At 64.7% G+C, this 17,267-nt stretch carries 13 protein-coding genes and 2 tRNA genes; all 15 read right to left on the bottom strand.

Going from position 1 to position 17,267, the window contains the following annotated elements:
* Nucleotides 1–126: 126 nt before the first annotated feature.
* Complete coding sequence (locus I8J29_RS11775) at nucleotides 127–1,545, bottom strand: response regulator (protein ID WP_208847810.1); 1,419 nt, start codon at nucleotides 1,543–1,545, stop codon at nucleotides 127–129.
* Nucleotides 1,538–3,328 carry a cache domain-containing sensor histidine kinase gene (locus I8J29_RS11770; protein ID WP_208847809.1) on the bottom strand — a complete coding sequence of 597 codons (1,791 nt, stop codon included), beginning with the start codon at nucleotides 3,326–3,328 and terminating at the stop codon, nucleotides 1,538–1,540. Before I8J29_RS11770 ends, I8J29_RS11775 begins: the two co-directional genes overlap by 8 nt.
* Before the next feature lie 225 nt (nucleotides 3,329–3,553).
* Nucleotides 3,554–3,640 (bottom strand) — tRNA-Leu (locus tag I8J29_RS11765).
* 109 nt (nucleotides 3,641–3,749) lie between these two features.
* Nucleotides 3,750–4,892, bottom strand: a complete 1,143-nt coding sequence (locus I8J29_RS11760; protein ID WP_208847808.1) for an efflux RND transporter periplasmic adaptor subunit — start codon at nucleotides 4,890–4,892, stop codon at nucleotides 3,750–3,752.
* 17 nt (nucleotides 4,893–4,909) lie between these two features.
* The gene (locus tag I8J29_RS11755) at nucleotides 4,910–5,788 is read right to left on the bottom strand and encodes a carbohydrate ABC transporter permease (RefSeq protein ID WP_208847807.1); all 879 of its coding nucleotides are present in this window, start codon (nucleotides 5,786–5,788) and stop codon (nucleotides 4,910–4,912) included.
* Between the two features lie 16 nt (nucleotides 5,789–5,804).
* A complete protein-coding gene (locus I8J29_RS11750) occupies nucleotides 5,805–6,668 on the bottom strand; it encodes a carbohydrate ABC transporter permease (protein WP_240546120.1) in 864 nt (287 codons plus the stop codon).
* A gap of 7 nt (nucleotides 6,669–6,675) precedes the next feature.
* Nucleotides 6,676–8,148: an ABC transporter substrate-binding protein gene (locus tag I8J29_RS11745; RefSeq protein WP_208847805.1), complete on the bottom strand. Its 1,473-nt coding sequence runs from the start codon at nucleotides 8,146–8,148 to the stop codon at nucleotides 6,676–6,678.
* 25 nt (nucleotides 8,149–8,173) lie between these two features.
* On the bottom strand, nucleotides 8,174–9,616 hold the full coding sequence (locus tag I8J29_RS11740) for an extracellular solute-binding protein (RefSeq protein ID WP_208847804.1): 1,443 nt from the start codon (nucleotides 9,614–9,616) through the stop codon (nucleotides 8,174–8,176).
* Between the two features lie 224 nt (nucleotides 9,617–9,840).
* A complete protein-coding gene (locus I8J29_RS11735) occupies nucleotides 9,841–11,055 on the bottom strand; it encodes a TolB family protein (protein WP_208847803.1) in 1,215 nt (404 codons plus the stop codon).
* Nucleotides 11,052–12,518: an ATP-binding protein gene (locus I8J29_RS11730; RefSeq protein WP_208847802.1), complete on the bottom strand. Its 1,467-nt coding sequence runs from the start codon at nucleotides 12,516–12,518 to the stop codon at nucleotides 11,052–11,054. Before I8J29_RS11730 ends, I8J29_RS11735 begins: the two co-directional genes overlap by 4 nt.
* A 4-nt stretch (nucleotides 12,519–12,522) precedes the next feature.
* Nucleotides 12,523–13,218 carry a response regulator transcription factor gene (locus I8J29_RS11725; protein ID WP_208847801.1) on the bottom strand — a complete coding sequence of 232 codons (696 nt, stop codon included), beginning with the start codon at nucleotides 13,216–13,218 and terminating at the stop codon, nucleotides 12,523–12,525.
* 131 nt (nucleotides 13,219–13,349) lie between these two features.
* Nucleotides 13,350–14,090, bottom strand: a complete 741-nt coding sequence (locus I8J29_RS11720) for an N-acetylmuramoyl-L-alanine amidase family protein (RefSeq protein WP_208847800.1) — start codon at nucleotides 14,088–14,090, stop codon at nucleotides 13,350–13,352.
* A gap of 290 nt (nucleotides 14,091–14,380) precedes the next feature.
* Nucleotides 14,381–15,547 carry a cytochrome P450 gene (locus I8J29_RS11715; RefSeq protein WP_208847925.1) on the bottom strand — a complete coding sequence of 389 codons (1,167 nt, stop codon included), beginning with the start codon at nucleotides 15,545–15,547 and terminating at the stop codon, nucleotides 14,381–14,383.
* Nucleotides 15,548–15,831: 284 nt separating this feature from the next.
* Nucleotides 15,832–15,918, bottom strand: a tRNA-Leu gene (locus tag I8J29_RS11710).
* Between the two features lie 85 nt (nucleotides 15,919–16,003).
* On the bottom strand, nucleotides 16,004–17,266 hold the full coding sequence (locus I8J29_RS11705) for an MGH1-like glycoside hydrolase domain-containing protein (protein WP_208847799.1): 1,263 nt from the start codon (nucleotides 17,264–17,266) through the stop codon (nucleotides 16,004–16,006).
* Nucleotide 17,267: the final 1 nt, after the last annotated feature.

The raw sequence follows: 17,267 nt of genomic DNA, 5'->3' as shown, positions 1-17,267 counted from the left end.
GTATGCACGCGATTTATCGAAAAGGAAAGCGCTTCTAAATTCCGAACATAAAAAAAGAAAACTTTCGGCGAAAGTTTTCTAAAAATCGTCCATAGCGGATCTAAAAACGATCCATTGTCTGCGCTTTCACTGCCGCTCGCTGCGGTACTGCGTCGGCGTCTTGCCGGTCATCTTCTTGAACAGCCGCGTGAAATAAAAATAATCCTGGTAGCCGATCCGCTCGGCGATTTCCTGCATGGTCAGCTCCCCGCCGCCGAGCAGCTCGCGCGCATGCTCGATCCGCAGGCGCGCGACGTAGCCCGTCAGCGTCTCGCCGACCTCCTTGCGGAACAGCTGGCTGATGTAGCTCGGGTTCATGTAGAACTGCTCCGACAGGCTCTGCAGCGACAGCTCCTCGCGGAAATGCTGCGTCACGTACTGCAGGATGGCGTTGAAGTTCCGGTTCTTCGACTCGGGGGGCTGCGGATCGGCGGCGGGCGCCAAGTCGCGGGCGACGAGCGCCTCCAGCGCGTCCAGCATGTCGAAGACGTCGCGGTACGACTGGATGAGCTGCTCGTAGCTGTACAGCGTCTCCTCCGTCTGGCCCAGCTTGAACAGAAACGCCACCGTCATGTTGTAGACCTGGAAGGCGTGAAGGACGGACAGCGAACGAACGGCGAACAGCTCGACGATGCCCTTGAACGCCGCTTGAACCGCTCCCGCCGATTGGGCGGCTATCGCCCGGCTCATATCCGCCATGAGGCGGTTCAGCTCGTCCTGGCGGAACGGCTGCGCCGCGTAGACGCCGCATTCGCGCGTGACGAAGAACTGGTGCGCGAGCGCGTCCGCGGCGTCGATGCCGGCCCTGATCTCGCTCAAGTCGCGGACCGGACCGCCGACGCCGATGCCGGACAGGCCGAGCGGGACGGGCTCCCGCCATGCCGACGCCAGTTCGTCCGCCCGGGCGGCCGGCAGCAGATAGGCCGTCTTGGACGCGCCCGTCTTCAGCCTCACGGCCTTGGCGCCCGGCATCGGCAGGTCGCCCGCGCCGACGGCCACGACGGGCACGAGCCCGTCGGCCCGCCAGTCGCCGAAGCCCTTGCCGTCCAGCTCCGCGAGCAGCCTCAGCCGGTTCGCGTCGCTCGGCTCCTCGAGGTAATAGAGCAGCGCCGACGCCGGCGCGGGCCTCGCGGCCGTCAGCAGCTTGTCCAGCTTGGCGAGCACGCCGGTGATTTCGGTCTCGTCGAACGGCTTCAGGCAGTACGCCACCGCGCCGTAGGCGATCGCCTTCTGGGCGTAAGCGAATTCCGCGTAGCCGCTGACGACGACGAACTGGACCGGATGGTCCAGGCTTCTGCCCCGCTGGATGAGCTCCAGCCCGTTCATCTCCGGCATCCGGATATCCGTGAATACGACGTCGGGCTTCAGCGCCTTCATCAGCGCCAGCGCGTCCGCGCCTTTGTACGCCTGCCCGACGACCTCGAAGCCGTGGCGCTCCCAGTCGACCAGGTCCTTCAAGCTCTCCACGACCCAGCTCTCGTCGTCCACCAACAGTACTTTATGCATGCTCTTCGCTCCCCCCTCGAATCGTCATTTCGATCGTCGTTCCTTCGCCTTGAACGCTCTCCAGCCGCAGGCCGCTGCCCGGGCCGAACATCAGCTGGATCCGGTTATGGACATTGACCATGCCGATGCTCTTCTGATCCGCGGGCTCCTGCGGGCCCGCCCCCGGCGCGGCGAGCAGGCGCCGAAGCCCGTCCAGCACGCCCGGCGGCATGCCCACGCCGTTATCCGCGATCCGAATCCGCAGCGCGCCTTCGCCGTCGACCTGTCCGCGGATCCAGAGCTCGCCCTGCCGCAGCGTCGGCTCGAAACCGTGATAGACGGCGTTCTCGACGAGCGGCTGCAGGATCATCTTCGGCACCCGGTACGCCAGCGCCTCGTCCGTCAGCTCGTAGCGGACGGCGAACCGGTCGGCGAACCGGATCTGCTGGATGCGGACGTACGACTCGATCATGCGGATCTCCTCGCCGAGCGGCACTTCGCCCGAACCCTTGACGCTGTAGCGGAAAATGCTCGAGAGCGCGCGGGTCATCGTCTTGATCCGGTCCTGTCCTTCCACGACGGCGATGCCCGTAATCGCTTCCAGCGTGTTGTACAGGAAGTGCGGATTGATCTGGCTGCGCAGGAACGCGAGCTCCGACTTCTTCTTCTCCAGCTCGATGCCGTACAGCCGCGTGTTCGTCTCTACCAGGCTGAGCGTCAGCCGGTCGATCTCGTCGAGCATGCTGTTCAGCTCCGTCGCCACGATGCTGATCTCCATGTAGCCGTCCAGCGCGATGCGCTTCTTGAACTGCAGCAGATCGCCGCGCCGGATGCGCGTGATGAAGAAGATGAGGCGCTTCAGCGGCCGCAAAATGTTATTGATGATGAACATGAACGGTACCGCCAGCACGAGCAGCGCGATGCCGAGAATGCTGAGCTCCTGCTTGCGGATGTCGAGCAGATCCCGCAGCAGCTCGTTCTCCGGCGCCATGCTCACGATCGTCCCGTCGATGTCGGGCAGCGCTTCCGTCTCGACGACGTAGCTGCGCCCGTTCCAGTCGACGATCCGGTTGCCCGCGTCGGCGCTGCCCAGCTCGATGCCTTTGAAATCGCTTCCAGTTTTCACGGACGCGTTGCTCGTGATGACCCGGCGCGACCGGTCCAGCAAATAAATTTGGGTGCCCGTCGCCTTCGACGAGTAATCCTGCTCGCTGACGATGGCGGAGGCGTCGACGACGAAGAACGCCGTGCCGATGTTGCGGTTGAAGAGCGCGCCCTGCTGGCTGTAGGTGATCGTGGTCGCGAAGACGAGCTTCTCGTCCGGACCGTACAGGACGCCGAACTGCTGCATGCCGGCGTAATAGCCGTTCACCTTCTTGCCCGACAGCTGCATCCGCAGGGGCACGACGTACCGGTTGCCGCCGTACAGGTCGATCCAGGTGCCGTTGTTGCCGGAGATGATGATGTCTTGGATCCCTTCCTTCAAGTCCTTCTGGCCGTTCAAATATTTGTTCAGCTTCGTGAACTTGTCGTAGCGGACCAGCTTGTCCGTCTCCACGAGATAGTCCTGCACGTCCTGGTTGTACGAGATATCCTGCATGATCCGGTAGATGACGTCGTGGTTGGACGCGACGTTCTTCTTGATTTCCGACACCGTTTGTTTGACGTATTCCTCGTGGCTGCGGGTGATCATGCCCGACATCATGGAATACGTATGAAGAATGACGACGAGCATCACACTAATCGTGCAGGCCGCGAGAATGAACAGCTGCGAACGAATGGACAGTTTTCTCAGGAAAGCCACCGGCGCTCAGTCCCGTCTGCGTAATTTGTCGAATGCGTTCTCCATGCCTATTATGACGGTTCCCCCGCGAAATCGTCAATGTCCTTCCGCGGCCTGCCGCCAGCGTCGCGCGGTGCCTGCAGAAAAGCGGGATGCGCGCCTGCGGGAGGCCGCGCCCGCAGGCGCGAACGGCCGTAAAGACAGCAAAAAAGCCTTGCTTTCGCAAGGCTTGTTCATTGTAGAAGTTGGTGCGGTCGAGAGGACTTGAACCTCCACGGCTGTTACACCACTAGAACCTGAATCTAGCGCGTCTGCCAATTCCGCCACGACCGCACATTCGGCAGAAGTCGCTTCGCTTTCGAGAAGCGGCAAGAAGTAATATACCACAGCCGAAAATAGAAAGTCAACCCTCGATCTTTTCAAAGCTTGAACCCGCCGGCGGCTACCGCCTCACGCGCGTGCCGTCCACGAGGAAGCCGGTGGCGTTCACCACCACCTCCTGCTGCTCGAACAGCCCGTCGGCGACGGCCGTGACGTACGCGTTGGAATCCGCGATCTTGATCGGCGTCTCCACGGCGTAATACGCGCTGCCGAGCGGCCCTTCGTCGGCCCGCAGCGTGAATACGTACGCGCCGCGCGCGTCGTGATGGACGGCTTCGTTCGGCACCGTCACGGTCTGCTTGCCGCCCGGCTTCGCGATCTTCACCCGCACCCGCTCCCCGCCCTTCAGCCCGTCGTCCTTGATCGCGACGGTGACGCGGCTCGGCGGCGGCGCGGGCGCGTTGCCGCCGGAAGCGCCGTCCGCCGGCGGCAGCGACGCGTCTTCGGGCGCCTCGTCGTCGAGCGCCGCGATCGTGCCGGTCAGCTGGCGCTCGTCCTTCCCCGTCAGCGTAATCTGATCCAGCGTCTCTCCGGGCTCGAGCAGCGCGGCGACGTCGCCCGGCACGAGCAGCCGGATTTCGTACCCTTCGGCGGCATTCGCGAGCACGACGTCCGGCTCGCCGCCGGGACCCGAGCCTTCGATCGCGCCGACCCGCGTCACGACGCCGTCGAACGGTGCCGCGGCCGACCGGCCTTCGGCGATGCTCTTCTGCAGGCTCTGGATATGCTGCTGCTGCGTCGATACGTCGAGCTCGGCCGATTCGATCGCCGTCTTCGCGGCGGCCTTCGCGCTCTCGTCTCCGCCGTTCGCCGCGAGGATGTAATTCGTATGCAGCTGGTCCATGGACAAGTCCAGCTTCTTCAGCTCCGCCTGCATGTCGGCGAGCTGCTGCTTCGCTTCGCCGTCGTCGTACTCGACCAACGTCTGGCCGCGGCTCACCCGGTCGCCCTCCTTGACGAGCACGCGCTTCACCTTCCACCCCGCCGGATTCGCGATGTCCCGCGTCTGCCCCGGCTGTACCGTCGCGCTGCCTTCGTAGTCGTGCGGGATCGAGCCGTTCGCCGCGACCGCGGTCGCCACCTTCGGCAGCGACAGGCCGCGCAGCGTGTTGCCCGCCAGCGTACAGGCCGCGAGCAGGACGAGGAACGCGCCTGCCGCGAGGCGCAGCTTGCGTTTGCGGGACCGGGACGTCCGTTCTTCCATGACGATCACTCCTGAATTCATCCTTTGATGCCCGATTGCTGGATGCCCTCCACGAAGTACGACTCCGCGTACAGGAACAGCAGCACCATCGGGGCCATGTACAGCGCGGAAGCGGCGAAGCCGATCCCCCGCGCCGCTTTGTTGATTTGGGCCAAGTAGAGCGACAGCGGCTGCTTGGCCGCGTCCTGCAGGAAGATGAGCGGCTGCTCGATCATGTTCCAGTAATCCACGAACAGCAGCACGGTCAACGCCGCGAGGCCCGGCTTGGCCAGCGGCAGGACGATCCGCGCGAATATCGTCCACTGCCCGGCGCCGTCGATTTTGGCGGCTTCGGTCAGCGCGTACGGAATATGGGCCATGAACTGGCGCATCATGAACACGCCGAAGGCGCCGAAGATGCCGGGCAGCACGATCGCCGCCGAACGGTTCATCAAGCCGAGCATGTCGATGACGAGGTAGTTCGGGACGAGCGTCACCTGGAACGGCATGAGCATCGTCATCAGATAGACGAGAAACAGCTTGTCCCGTCCCGGAAACCGCAGCTTGGCGAACGCGTAGGCGGCCAGCGAGCCGACGAGCGTCTGGCCGGCGACGATCGGCGCGACGAGCCCGGCCGAATTCCAGAACATGTGCAGGAATTTCGGGCTCAGGATGAGCACCTGCGCGTACTGCCCGAACGTGAGCCAATCCGGCAGCAGCTTCAGGTTGACGAACGCGTCCTTGCCGCCGTTCGCGGCGTCGGCCATTTTCCCGATCAAGTCGTAGTTGCGCCCGATCTCCGCTTCCGACATGAGCGAATCGGCCAGCGTCAATCCGATCGGAAACAGCATGGCGGCGGCGAACGCGCCGAGCAGCGCCGTCAGCGCCAGTCCGTGCAGCCGTGAACGGATGTGCATGGTTTCCCTCCTCTCTCTACTCCGTGTTTTCCCGAAACCGGCGTTCGGCGCGGAGCAGTCCGGAGGTCAGCACGACGATGCAGCCGACCATGAGGGTCGCCGCGGCCGTCAGCTTCTGGACGTCCAGCTCGAAGAACATGTTGTTCATGTAATGCTGCAGCATGTACAGCCGGTCGTACGGGTAATCGCCGGCCAGCAGGTACGTCTCCCGGAACACCTTGAACGAATTGATGATCGAGATGAGCAGCACGAAGAACAACGTCGGCGTCAAATACACGAGCGTAATATGGCGAAACTGATGGAACCGGCCCGCGCCTTCGAGCGAAGCCGTCTCGTAATAATCCTTCGGGATCGACTGCAGGCCGGCCAGGAGCAGGATCATGTCGTAGCCGATGTTCTTCCAGATGTACATAACGGCGACGATGCTCAACGACCAGTTCGACTGCATCCAATCGATCCGCGCGATCCCGAGCGCGTGCAGCCACGCGTTCAGCGTGCCGTTCCAGTCGAAAAAAATTTGCCACACCGTCACGACGGACGCGACGGGTACGACGAGCGGCAGCATGATCGACGTCCGGATCGGCCCGCGCAGCCGGAGCGGCCGGTTCAGCAGGACCGCGAGCGTCAAAGACAGCGCGACGAGCAGCGGCACGCCCGCGCCCGTGAAGAGCAGCGTATTGCCCGCCGCCTTGCGGAACGAGGCGCTGTGGAGCAGCTCCGCGTAATTGCCGAGACCGACGAACCGGCCGCCGAGCGCGCCGTCCGTGAACGACTCGTAGAAGCCGAGCCCGAACGGGACGAGATAGAACACGGCGAAGCCGATCAGGCTCGGCGCCAAGAACAGCATCGCCGCCGCGGCGTCGCCGCGCGGCCGCGGCATTCGCAGGCTACTCATGCAGCACGGTCGTCGCTTTGTTTTGAATCAGCTTGGCGACGTCCTCCGCGGATTTCTGGCCGGCGAAGAAGGCCGCCGAATCGGCCGCGACGATATCCAGCACCTTGCCGGAATCGCGCTTCTTGCGGGCGGCGCCCTCCGCGAAGCCTTCGAGGCGGTCGAGCCGGGCGCCGTCGACCTTGAACGGCGTCCCGTGCAGCGGGCCGAGCGCGTCGGGCGTGATCGTGCCCTGACGCTTCAGCGACGCGACGGCGTCCCGGAAGCGCGCCTTGTTGACCGGAAGGCCGATCGCCGTATGATCCATCATGTATTTCAGGAAATCCCACGCCGCGTCCTTCGCTTCGGAGCCGGCGTTGATCCCGATGTCGGAGCCCGTCTCGAACGACGCGCCTTTCCCTGCCCCGTCCGCGTGCGGCTTCACGTAGAACGCCGTATCGTCGCCGAACGTCCGCAGGCTGGTCAAGTAATCGGTCGGCGATTGAATCGTCACGTTCGTGAAGTAAGCCCGGCCGCCGGAGCCGACGACGCCTTCGTCGATCATCGCCTTGATCCGCTCCAGCAGCCCCGTGAACGCGGGCGAATCGAAGCTCGCCTTGCGGCCGGCCTCGTCCACGAATGAGCCGTAGTTGTCGGCGACGACGCCGCGCACGAAATAATCCGGCCCGCCGACCATCATGCCTTCCCCGCTGACGATGGCGGAATCGTACTTGCCCTTCGCCGCGACGAGCTGCCGTCCCGCCGCCATGAAGCCGTCCCACGTCCACGCGCCGTCGTCGATCTTCACGCCGGTCGCGGCGATCGCGGCCCGGTCGCCGACCATGCCGCTCAAGGAGAAGGTCAGCGGAATGCTGAACGGGCCGGTTTCGTTTTGTCCGGCGCCCAGCACGTTCGCGAAATAATCGGCCTTCCGGAACGACTTGTCCCCGTTCATCCGCGCGCCCAAATCCTCCAGCAAATGATGCCGTTCGTAATCCTCGGCGGCCAAGTACCGCAGGTCGAGCAAGTCGGGCCCTTTGCCGGCCAGCATCGCCGCGTTCGTGGCCGTCGTGAATTTCTCGATGTCGGCATCCGTTTGCTCGCCGTCGCCGCCGTCGTCGCTATAGGGGCGGCTGAGCCCGTACTTCAGCTGAATATCCACGTTCGGATGAGCCGCCTCGTACGCTTTCGCCGCCTCCTCGTACTGCTTGTTCGGCCAGAAGACCGAGAAGACGATGGTCTGCTTGCCCCCGGAGGAAGGCGGATTCCCGCCCGCATCCGCGTCCGTCGTCCCGTTTTGGCCGTTCGCCCCGCCTTTGCCGTTCGACGCTCCCGCCTCCTGATTCGCGCCGGCCGCGCCTGGATTCCCGGCGCTTCCGCCGGTTGCGCCGTTCGCCGCATCGCCGCCGCTTCCGCCGTTCCCGCCGCAGGCCGCCAGAGCCAGCGCCGTCAGCGTGACCGTCAGCAGCGTAAGTCCGATTGTTTTCATATCGATCAAGCTCCTTTGTTCAACGTCATTCGTTCAGGAAGGTCATCGCTTTGTTCTGGATGAGGCTCGCGACCGCCTCGGCGGACTTTTGCCCGGCGAAGAAGGCTTTGGACTCCGCGACGACCAGGTTCCATACCTGATCGGATTTGGAATCCCGGGAAGGATGGACCGCCCCCTCCACGTACGCGCCGAGTCCGTCCAGCATCGCCTCGTCCACTTGAATCGCCGCCCCTTGCAGCGGTCCTTCCGGAACCGCCCGGAACGATCCTTCCTTCTTGAGCGCCGCCGCTTGCTCCGCGTACGCCGCCTTGTTGATCGGGAAGCCCGTCGTCGTCGCGGGCGCCTGCATCTCCTCGGACATCATGAACTTCACGAAATCCCACGCCGCCGCCTGCACCTTGGAGCCGGCCGCGATCGCGACGCTCCGGTACGTCTTGAAGTAGCCGCCGGCCGCCGTGTCCTGCGCGTGCGGCTTCGCGTACAACTTCGCGCGGTCGCCCGCCGTCTTGTCGGCCATCTTCGCGCCGAGGCTGAAGCCCGCCATCGATTCCAGGTAATCCTTCGGCGAATTGATCTGGATGCTGTTGAAGTACGCGTTGACGCCGCGGCCGATCGCGGAGACGACGCCGTCGTCGAACATCGTCTTCACCTGCTTCATCAGCCCCGTGAACGAAGCCGAATCGAAATGCGCCTCGCGGCCGCCGGGATCCAGGAACAGCCCGTAGTTGTCGCTCACCATCTCGCCCAGCAAATATTCGGGTCCTTCGTACGACAGCGCCGTCCGCTGTCCGCCGCTCGCCGTCATCGCTTCGGCCGTCTTCGCGAAATCGCTCCACGACCACGACAGATCGTCGAACGCGACGCCCGTCTTGGCGATGGCGCCTTCGTCTCCGGCAAAGCCCATCAGAAAGAAGGAAAGCGGCATCGCGTACAGCGCGTCGCCGACGCGGACGTTGTCCAGCACGTTCGTGAAATAATCGCTCCGCTTGAAATCCTTGTCCTGCGCCATCATCGGACTCAGATCGGCGAGCAGGCCGTGCTTGACGTAGCTGTCGGCCGGCAGCAGGTCCATCTCGATCAGATCGGGCCCTTTGCCCGCCAGCAGCGCCGCGTTCGTGGCCGTCACGTACTTCTCGATATCTCCTTCCAGCGTCTCGTTCGTGTAGTCGACGTCCTCCAGCTTGATCTCGACGTCCGGATGGAGCGCTTCGTACGCTTTCTTCGCCGCCTGGTATTTGGGATCGTGCCAGAAGGCGGAGAAGACGATCGTCGTCTTGCCGGTGCCGGCAGAAGCGCCGCCGGTTTCGGCTGCCGCGCCGCCGCCTTCTCCTCCTGAGGCGCCGCCGTTCGCGCCGGGCGCGTTGCTCCAGGGGACCGCGTTCCCGCCGGTTCCGCCGCCGGCGTCACAGCCGGCCAATGCCGCGGCGAGCAGGCAGCCCGCGGCCAGGCCAAGTCCGTATTTGTTCATGCTCCGTTCTCCTTCGCGTGTCGCTTCGATTTCGCTTCGATTGTCCGGCCTAGCTGACCGGGCTCTTCCACACTATAAAGAGGAGATGTCGCCAAACCTTCATCCGGATGTGAACAAAATGTCTCAAAAATCCGAATAAAAAAGCGGCAGGCCGGACGCATCTTCGTCCGGCCTGCCGCCGTTAAGCACCTAATTGGCTTCGTTGCTCGCGCGGCCGCTCGCCGCTATCGGAACCGAATCACGAACGTCTGCCGCCGGCCGTCGCCGGCCACCGCCGACGGCGCGGTCTCCTGCGCCGTGCTCGCGTACGGCTTGCCGCCGTCGATCAGGAGCGCGCTCCCGCTCGGGCTCCAGGCCATTTGGAACGGAATGACGCCCTGGAAGACGGCCGATTGGGACAGCACGTTGTTCCCCTGCAGCTTCCCGGCGTAGACGGACACGTCGTCCGGGTCGTTGCGCGTATACGCGATCGCCTTCCGGTCCGGCGACAGGCTGAAGTACGCGACCTTCTCCAGCAGCACGGACAGTTCCCCGCTTCGGCCGTCATACTGAAACAACGTGCCGTCCGCGCCGAGAAACGCGAACCGTTCGTCATCCACCCAAACGCCGGGGCCGATGCCCGACGGATGATCGTACAGCACCTTGAAGCCGCCGCCCTCGCGCTTGGCCATGGCGATCGTCTTCCCGTCCTCGATCAGCGCGCCGCTGCCGTCGTCCGACAGCACGACGGTGGCTTCGCCGCCGCTATCCTGCAGGCCCGCGAGCGGCAAATGCCCGAGCTTGCCGCTCTTCTCGTCGTAGACCGCGACGCGCAGCTCGCCCCGGGCTTCGCCGTACACAAGATAGGACAAGTATCGGCCGTTGCCCGACCACTGCAGCGTGCGCGAATACAACGGCCGCTGCTTCCGCGCAGCTTCGGACACCTGCTTGACCTGGCCGCCGTCCAGGGGGAAGAGCGCCAGCCCGATGCCGTTCGCGGCCTTCGCGAACCCGGCGATCGTCTTTCCGTCCGGCGACAGCGCGCCGTATTCCGCATCGAGGTTCATCGCCCCCGCGAGCGGCTTCGGCCGCTCGTACGGCGGGTCGAGCCGCTGCAGGCCGAAGGTCGACGACACCTCGGGCGCGTCCCCCGCGGCGAAATAGCCGACGAGCGCGTCCCCGGCCGCCCAGCCGAGCACCGGCAGCTTGTACTTCTCCGCGACCGGCAGCGGATAAATCGTCTTCACCTGGAACGGCGTGCCGGAGCCGGCCTCGCCGGCCGGCCCTTCATCCTCCGTGCCCGGAATGACGATCGTCTCGGAGCGGGGATCGCCCATGCAGCCGGCGAGCGGCAGGAGAAGGAGCGCGCCCGCGAGCGCGGCGGCCAAGGCGCGAAGCGTCGGCCGCGATCTGATCGTCGGCCGCGGCTCCGCGCTTGTCTTCGTATCCGGCCTCCTCATGCGTCTCCCTCCTCTTTTCCCGCCGCGGGCAATGCGACGCGCACGGTCGTCCGGCCGTCTCCGCTATCCATGCGGATCGTGCCGCCGTGGTCGTCGACGATGGCCTTCACGATGCTGAGGCCGAGCCCGACGCTTCCTTCCTCCTTGAACGTCCGGTCGCCCGAATAGAACGGCTCGAACACCTTTTCCGCATCGCCCGGCGACAGCGTCACGCCCGGATTGGCGAACGCGAAGCGGACGGCGCCGGCCGCCCGGTCCGTCTCCGCGACGACCGCGATCTCCGCTTGCGGGGAACTGTACTTGATGGCGTTGTCCAGCAGATTGATGAACAGCTGGCGGAGCCTGTCCGACTGGCCGAGCACGTACAGCCCGTCCTCCGCGTTCAACGCGATCCGCTTCTTGTACCGCTTCGCCCGCAGTTCCATCGCGTCGCGGACGTCGCGCAGCAGCGCGCCCGCGTCGACGAGCGCGGCTTCGTCCTTGGCGGCGCTGCGCCGCGACACCTCGAGCAGATTGAGCACCATGCCGTGCAGGCGCCGGCTCTCGTCCACGATATGCGCCATCCCTTTCTCGAAGAACGCCCGGTCGGCCTCGCCGTTCTCCCGGATGATCTCGGCATAGCCGAGAATCGACGTGAGCGGCGTCTTCAGCTCGTGCGTGACGTTGTCGAAGAAGCGTTTCTCCTGCTCGTGCAGCGCCTTCAGCCGGTCGCGGTCGCGGCCGATCGTCGTGATCTGGCTGGCGATCCGGCCGATCATGTCGTTGAAGTTGGCCGCAAGCCGCCCGATCTCGTCCCTGCGCCGGATGCCGATGCGGACGTCGAGATTGCCCCGGATGACCTCCGTGGACGCGCGCGTCAGCTTGACGAGCGGAATCGTGATATGCCGGGACAGCATGTACGAGAAGAGAAACGCCGCCGCGAAGATCGCGAGCGCGAGGTAGAAGAGAATGTTGAGAATGCGTCCCGTTTGCTCGTAGAGCGAGGAGAAATCCTTGGCGAAGCGCAGGATGCCGACCTTCACGCCGTCGATGACGACCGGATAGGAATAAAGCACGGACCCCGCGCTGCCCGCGTAGGTGATCGTGTACGCCGTCTTGCCCTCGAGCGCCAGCTTCAGGTCCGACGTCGAGCGGCCCGCGAACTTCGTCTGATCGGACGAGTAGAGCAGGACGCCGTCGACCGTATAGGCGCTCACGTCGCTGGAGGTGGCGCGGCGCAGGTCGCCGACCATTTCCTCGGCCATCTGGCCGAAATACAGATCGTTGTTCGTGAAATGATTGATCAGGAAGGCTTGGCGGACGTAGACGTTGCCGTTGTTCTTGAGCTCGACGAGGTCCGAGGTAATGATGGTCCGGTTGCTGGAACGGATGTACGCTTTCAGCGTGACGTTCAGCAGGAGGAACGACAGGCAGAAGATCAGCAGGAAGCCGACGGCGAATTTGGCCCGAATCGTCCGAAGCACGCCGTCAGTCCGTCCGCTTCTCGAATTTGTAGCCGATACCGAACACGGTCGTGATCAGGTCCGCCGCATCGAGCTTCTTGCGCAGCCGCTGGATATGGGTGTCGACCGTGCGCGTGTCGCCGGGAAAATCGTAGCCCCAGACGAAATCGAGCAGCTCCGTCCGCGTGAAAATTCTGCCCCGGGCGCCGAGCAGCGCGATCAGCAGGTCGAATTCCTTCGGCGTCAGCTCGACCGGCGTCCCCTCCTTCGTCACGAGCCGCTCGTCGGGGGAAACGGCGATGTTCCGGAAGCGGATCGCCGGAGGCGCGGCTTCCTCCGCGGCCGGCTGGGCTTGCGCCAAGCGCCGGAGGATGGTCCGGATGCGGGCCACGACCTCCCGCAGGTCGAACGGCTTCGTGATGTAGTCGTCCGCGCCGACCTCGAGGCCGAGAATCTTGTCCGTGATGTCGGATCGCGCCGTGATCATGAGAATCGGCAAATTATAACGCGCGGTCACCTGCTTGCAAATGTCGAGGCCGCTCCGGTCCGGCAGCATCCAGTCCAGCACGAGCAGGTCCGGGCGGAAGCGTTCCAGCTCCTTCAAGCCGTCCGTCCCGTTTCCCGACGTCCGCGTCTCGAAGCCTTCCCGGCTCAGGCCGTAGGCCAGCAAATCGGCGATCGCTTCTTCGTCCTCGATGATGAGGATTTTCGTTTTGTCCATGCTGGGCTCCAATCTATCCGAGTTCGGATCGCGTCTTGCCTATAGCGATCGTAGCATAAATGCCGGCCGTACATAAAATGCCCCGGCCGCAGGGCTTGTCCGCGCGCGGCGCCCGTGGGCGCCGTCTTCCGTTAGCCGGCCGCCGACGGGTCGGCTCCGCTCCCCGCGAAATACGCCCGCAGCCCGTCCGCGATCGCTTCCGCTTCGGTTCGCTGGCCGCCGTCGCCGAGCATGAAGGCTTCCTCCGCGGCGTTCGTCAAATAGCCGGGCTCCACCAGCACCGCCGGCATCTCGCTGAGCGAAAGCACCTTCAGCTTCTCCTCCTTCACGCCGCGGTCGGGAAAGCCGAGCGCCGCGACGACCTTTCCGTGAATCGCTTCCGCCAGCCTCAGGCTGTCCGGATGCGTGTAATACGTCTCCGTGCCGGCCACCGACGCATCCTCGAAGGCGTTGCCGTGGATCGAGATCAGGGCGTCCGCGCCCCAGCCGTCGGCGACCTGCGCCCGGTCGGCCAGCTCGACGAACGTATCGTCCGTGCGGGTCAGCCGCGGCTCGAAGAGCGGGTCGGCCTTGAGCAGCTCGTACAGCTTCATGGCGAGCGCCAGATTGCTGTCCTTCTCCCACTGTCCGCTCGCTCCTGCCGAGCCGGGATCCTTGCCGCCGTGGCCCGGGTCGATGACGATTTTGAACCGTCCGCCGGACGATTCGTTCTCCGCCGGCGCCCCCGTTTCGCCCCGCGGCGAGCCGGTCAGCGATTTGGCGCCGTCCGGCTCCCCGCCGATCTGCGCGAGCAGCGAGCGACCCGCCGCCAGCAAGACGAGTAAAGCGGCGATAAAGCCGATGATATATTTTAATCTCGTGTTCGTCGTCATGGTATCCTCCCGGGTGTAAAGCCTGCTTGTGCCATTCGAGTGTACCGCGCGCGTGTTACGGGAACGTCTAGAAGTTGTCAACAAATTGTATCCGATCGTGCCGGAGGAACGTCAAGACGGGAATTGCAGGAATTGCAAGAATTGCGGAAATCAAGGCAATCAAGGGAATTTTCCGAATCCTTGATCCGTCCGCGTTTCCGGCGGGCGCAGCGCCCAAAAGCGCTTCCGACGACGAAAAGCCCTTCCGCGGCGGAAGGGCCAGGAAACGCGGCAAGGCGGCAGGGAGCCGGTCAGCGCGCCTCGAGCGTCACCGGATGGCTTTTGACCCCGAACACGAACGAGCTCGGAATCGGCGTCAATTCCGCGTCCGGCAGCGCGCGGATCTCCCCGGTGCGCGCAAGCAGCGCGCCGAGGGCGAGCTTCGCCTCCAGCCGCGCGAGCGGCGCCCCGAGGCAGAAGTGGATGCCGAAGCCGAAGGACATGTGCGCGTTCGGCTTCCGTCCGAGGACGAACGATTCGGGATCGTCGAATTTCGCGGGATCGCGGTTGGCCGCGCCGACCCAGGCGATGATCTGGTCGCCCGCCTTGACGGCCGCGTCTCCGATCGCCGTATCCTCCTTGGCGACGCGCCCTACGGCGACGATCGGCGGGTAATACCGCAGCGTCTCCTCGACGAAGTCGGGCACCGCTTCGGGCTGCCGGCGCAGCTCGCGCTGCAGCTCGGGCCGCTCGGTGAGCAGGCGGACGCCGTTCGTGATGAGGTTCGTCGTCGTCTCGTTGCCGGCGGCGAGCAGCAGGATGCAGAAGCTGATCAGCTCGCGCGGCGTCAGCCGTTCGCCGTCGATCTCGGCCGCGAGCAGCAGGGAGATCAGATCCTCCCGCGGCTGCTTGGCCCGTTCCTCCAGCAAGGCCGCGAAATAGTCGGTCAGCTCGGCGATCGCCAGCTGCCGGCGCTCGAGTACGGCGCGGAACGCCTCGTCGGAATCGTCCGCCGCGCTCTCGACGAGCACGTCCGACCAGTGCTTGAAGCGCTCGCGGTCTTCCTGCGGCGCGCCGAGCATCTCGGCGATGATGATGACGGGCAGCGGCGTCGCGAAATCATGCACGATGTCCATGGCGCCGCCGCGCGCCCGTTCGAGCAGATCGCCGGCGATCGCTTCGATGCGCGGCGCGAACGCTTGAATCTCGCGCGGCGTGAACGCCTTGTTCACGAGATCGCGAAGCTGGGCATGCTTGGGCGGATCCGTATAGAGCATGCTCGTGCCCGCGCTCGCGCCGCGGACGGACGAGAACAGGGCGTAATCCTTCAGCACGCGGTGGACGTTGTCGTAGCCGAACACGTCCCAGCAATTACGGACCTTATCGTACCGAACGGGCGTTTCCTCGCGCAGACGGGATAAGATCCCGAACGGCAGCAATCGTTTCGGCGTCGTGTCGAGCTCGGGCATCAGCAGCATGTTGGCGTATTTGGCATTGTTCAACCCAGTTCCCTCCTTAAAGCTTCTCAAGGCAAGCGGATGGCAAATGAAACCGTCTCCATCCACTGTAACCTTGCGCGGTTCGGGCTTGAAGTGTCTTACGTCTGAATTTTCTGGACACAAAGGGCCGAAACGAAAAGAAGCCCGCCTTCGCGTGACTTCCCGATTGGTAGGATTTGCGCGGATTCCGGGATTCATGCAAACCCGATACGCAAAAAAGAAGCCTTGATCCGGGATCAAGGCTTCTTGCGATTGTTGGAAGTTGGTGCGGTCGAGAGGACTTGAACCTCCACGGCTGTTACACCACTAGAACCTGAATCTAGCGCGTCTGCCAATTCCGCCACGACCGCATCTGGCAGATGCCGCATCCCGTATGTCGGGAGCAACGTTTATTAAGATACCATGAAGATTGCGGGCATGTCAACATTTTCTTTTTCAATTCGTTGAACGAGCCTCCGCGCCCTCCCTATGGACGGAGACGGCTCCTTCCGCATCGATCGTCAGCCGCGCCGGAGCGCCCCGGTACAGCTCGGCGCCGTCGCGGACGATCCGGCAGCCGCCCGGTTCCATGTGCACGTCGTACCGGCGGCCGCGGTATTCGAAGCCGACGATCGACACGCGGCCGCTCTCTGGCGGCTGAGGCGCGATCCGCAGCCGTCCGTCCGGCTGCGGACGGATGCCCGCCATGCCGAACACGACCGCTTGGGCGCCGGCCATGCCGGAGATATTGTTCGCGCGCTTGTGCGCCGGCGACATCGGCCGGTCGCAATAATGCTCCTGCGGCACGTACGGCAGCCGCTCGCCGATCCAGAAGTGGCGCTTCAGCACGTCCCAGGCGAGCTCCGGCCGCCCGATCTCCCACAGCGTCTGCGCCAGGATCGGGCCTTCCCCGCCGAAGCTGCCGCCGCCCGACCAATCCGGGTCGTTCACCTCGTAATGCAGCGCGTCCTCCGCGGAAATGCTGGACACCCCGCAATCTCCGAGGAACGCGCCGTCCCGCAGATGCGACAGCAGCGCGCGCTCCATCTCCGGCGCGCACGCGCCCATCCGCAGCGCGTCGTAGGCCTGCACCGAGTAGACGATCTCGCTGCGGCCCTCGGGGTACAAGCTGCGGAACCAGCCCGCTTCGCCGTCCCACAGCTCCGTCCGGATCGCCAGCCGGATCCGCGCGGCCTTGCCCCGCCAGTCTTCCGGCTCCTCCAAGCCGAGCAGCTCCGCCAAGTCCGCCAGCCGGTCGTAGCACCACGCCCGCTCCGCGTTCGGGCTGGCCACGACATGCTCGTAGCCGCTGCCGCGCATCTCGAGCAGATGATGATGGCTGCCGTAATCGAGCAGCTCGCCCCGGCGCGCCAGCCGGCGCTCGTCGGTGTCGAGCACCTTGCGCAGCACGGGATACAGCTCCTCGAGCGGGCCGTACTGGCAGCAGTACGACCAGGCGAAGTGCACGAACGCCCACAGACTGTACGAGTACGCGAACGGCTCGTCGCCCGTGCCGTCCGGCGCGAAGCTGATATGCCGGTCGATGCCGCCTTCTTCCATGAAGCGCAGATACGCGCGCGAGCCTTCCTCGCCGAGCAGCATCGCCAGCGTCTGGCCGACGTAGCCCGCCGCGTCCCACGGATAGTTGTTGATGCCGCCGCCGTCGATGCCCGACGTGGCCGGGAACGGCCGGATCGCGAAGTCCGGGTGGTCCCACATG

The sequence above is a fragment of the Paenibacillus artemisiicola genome (genome assembly GCF_017652985.1).
GTDB classification, from domain to species: domain Bacteria; phylum Bacillota; class Bacilli; order Paenibacillales; family Paenibacillaceae; genus Paenibacillus_Z; species Paenibacillus_Z artemisiicola.
This window is presented reverse-complemented; position numbering and strand designations above follow the sequence as displayed.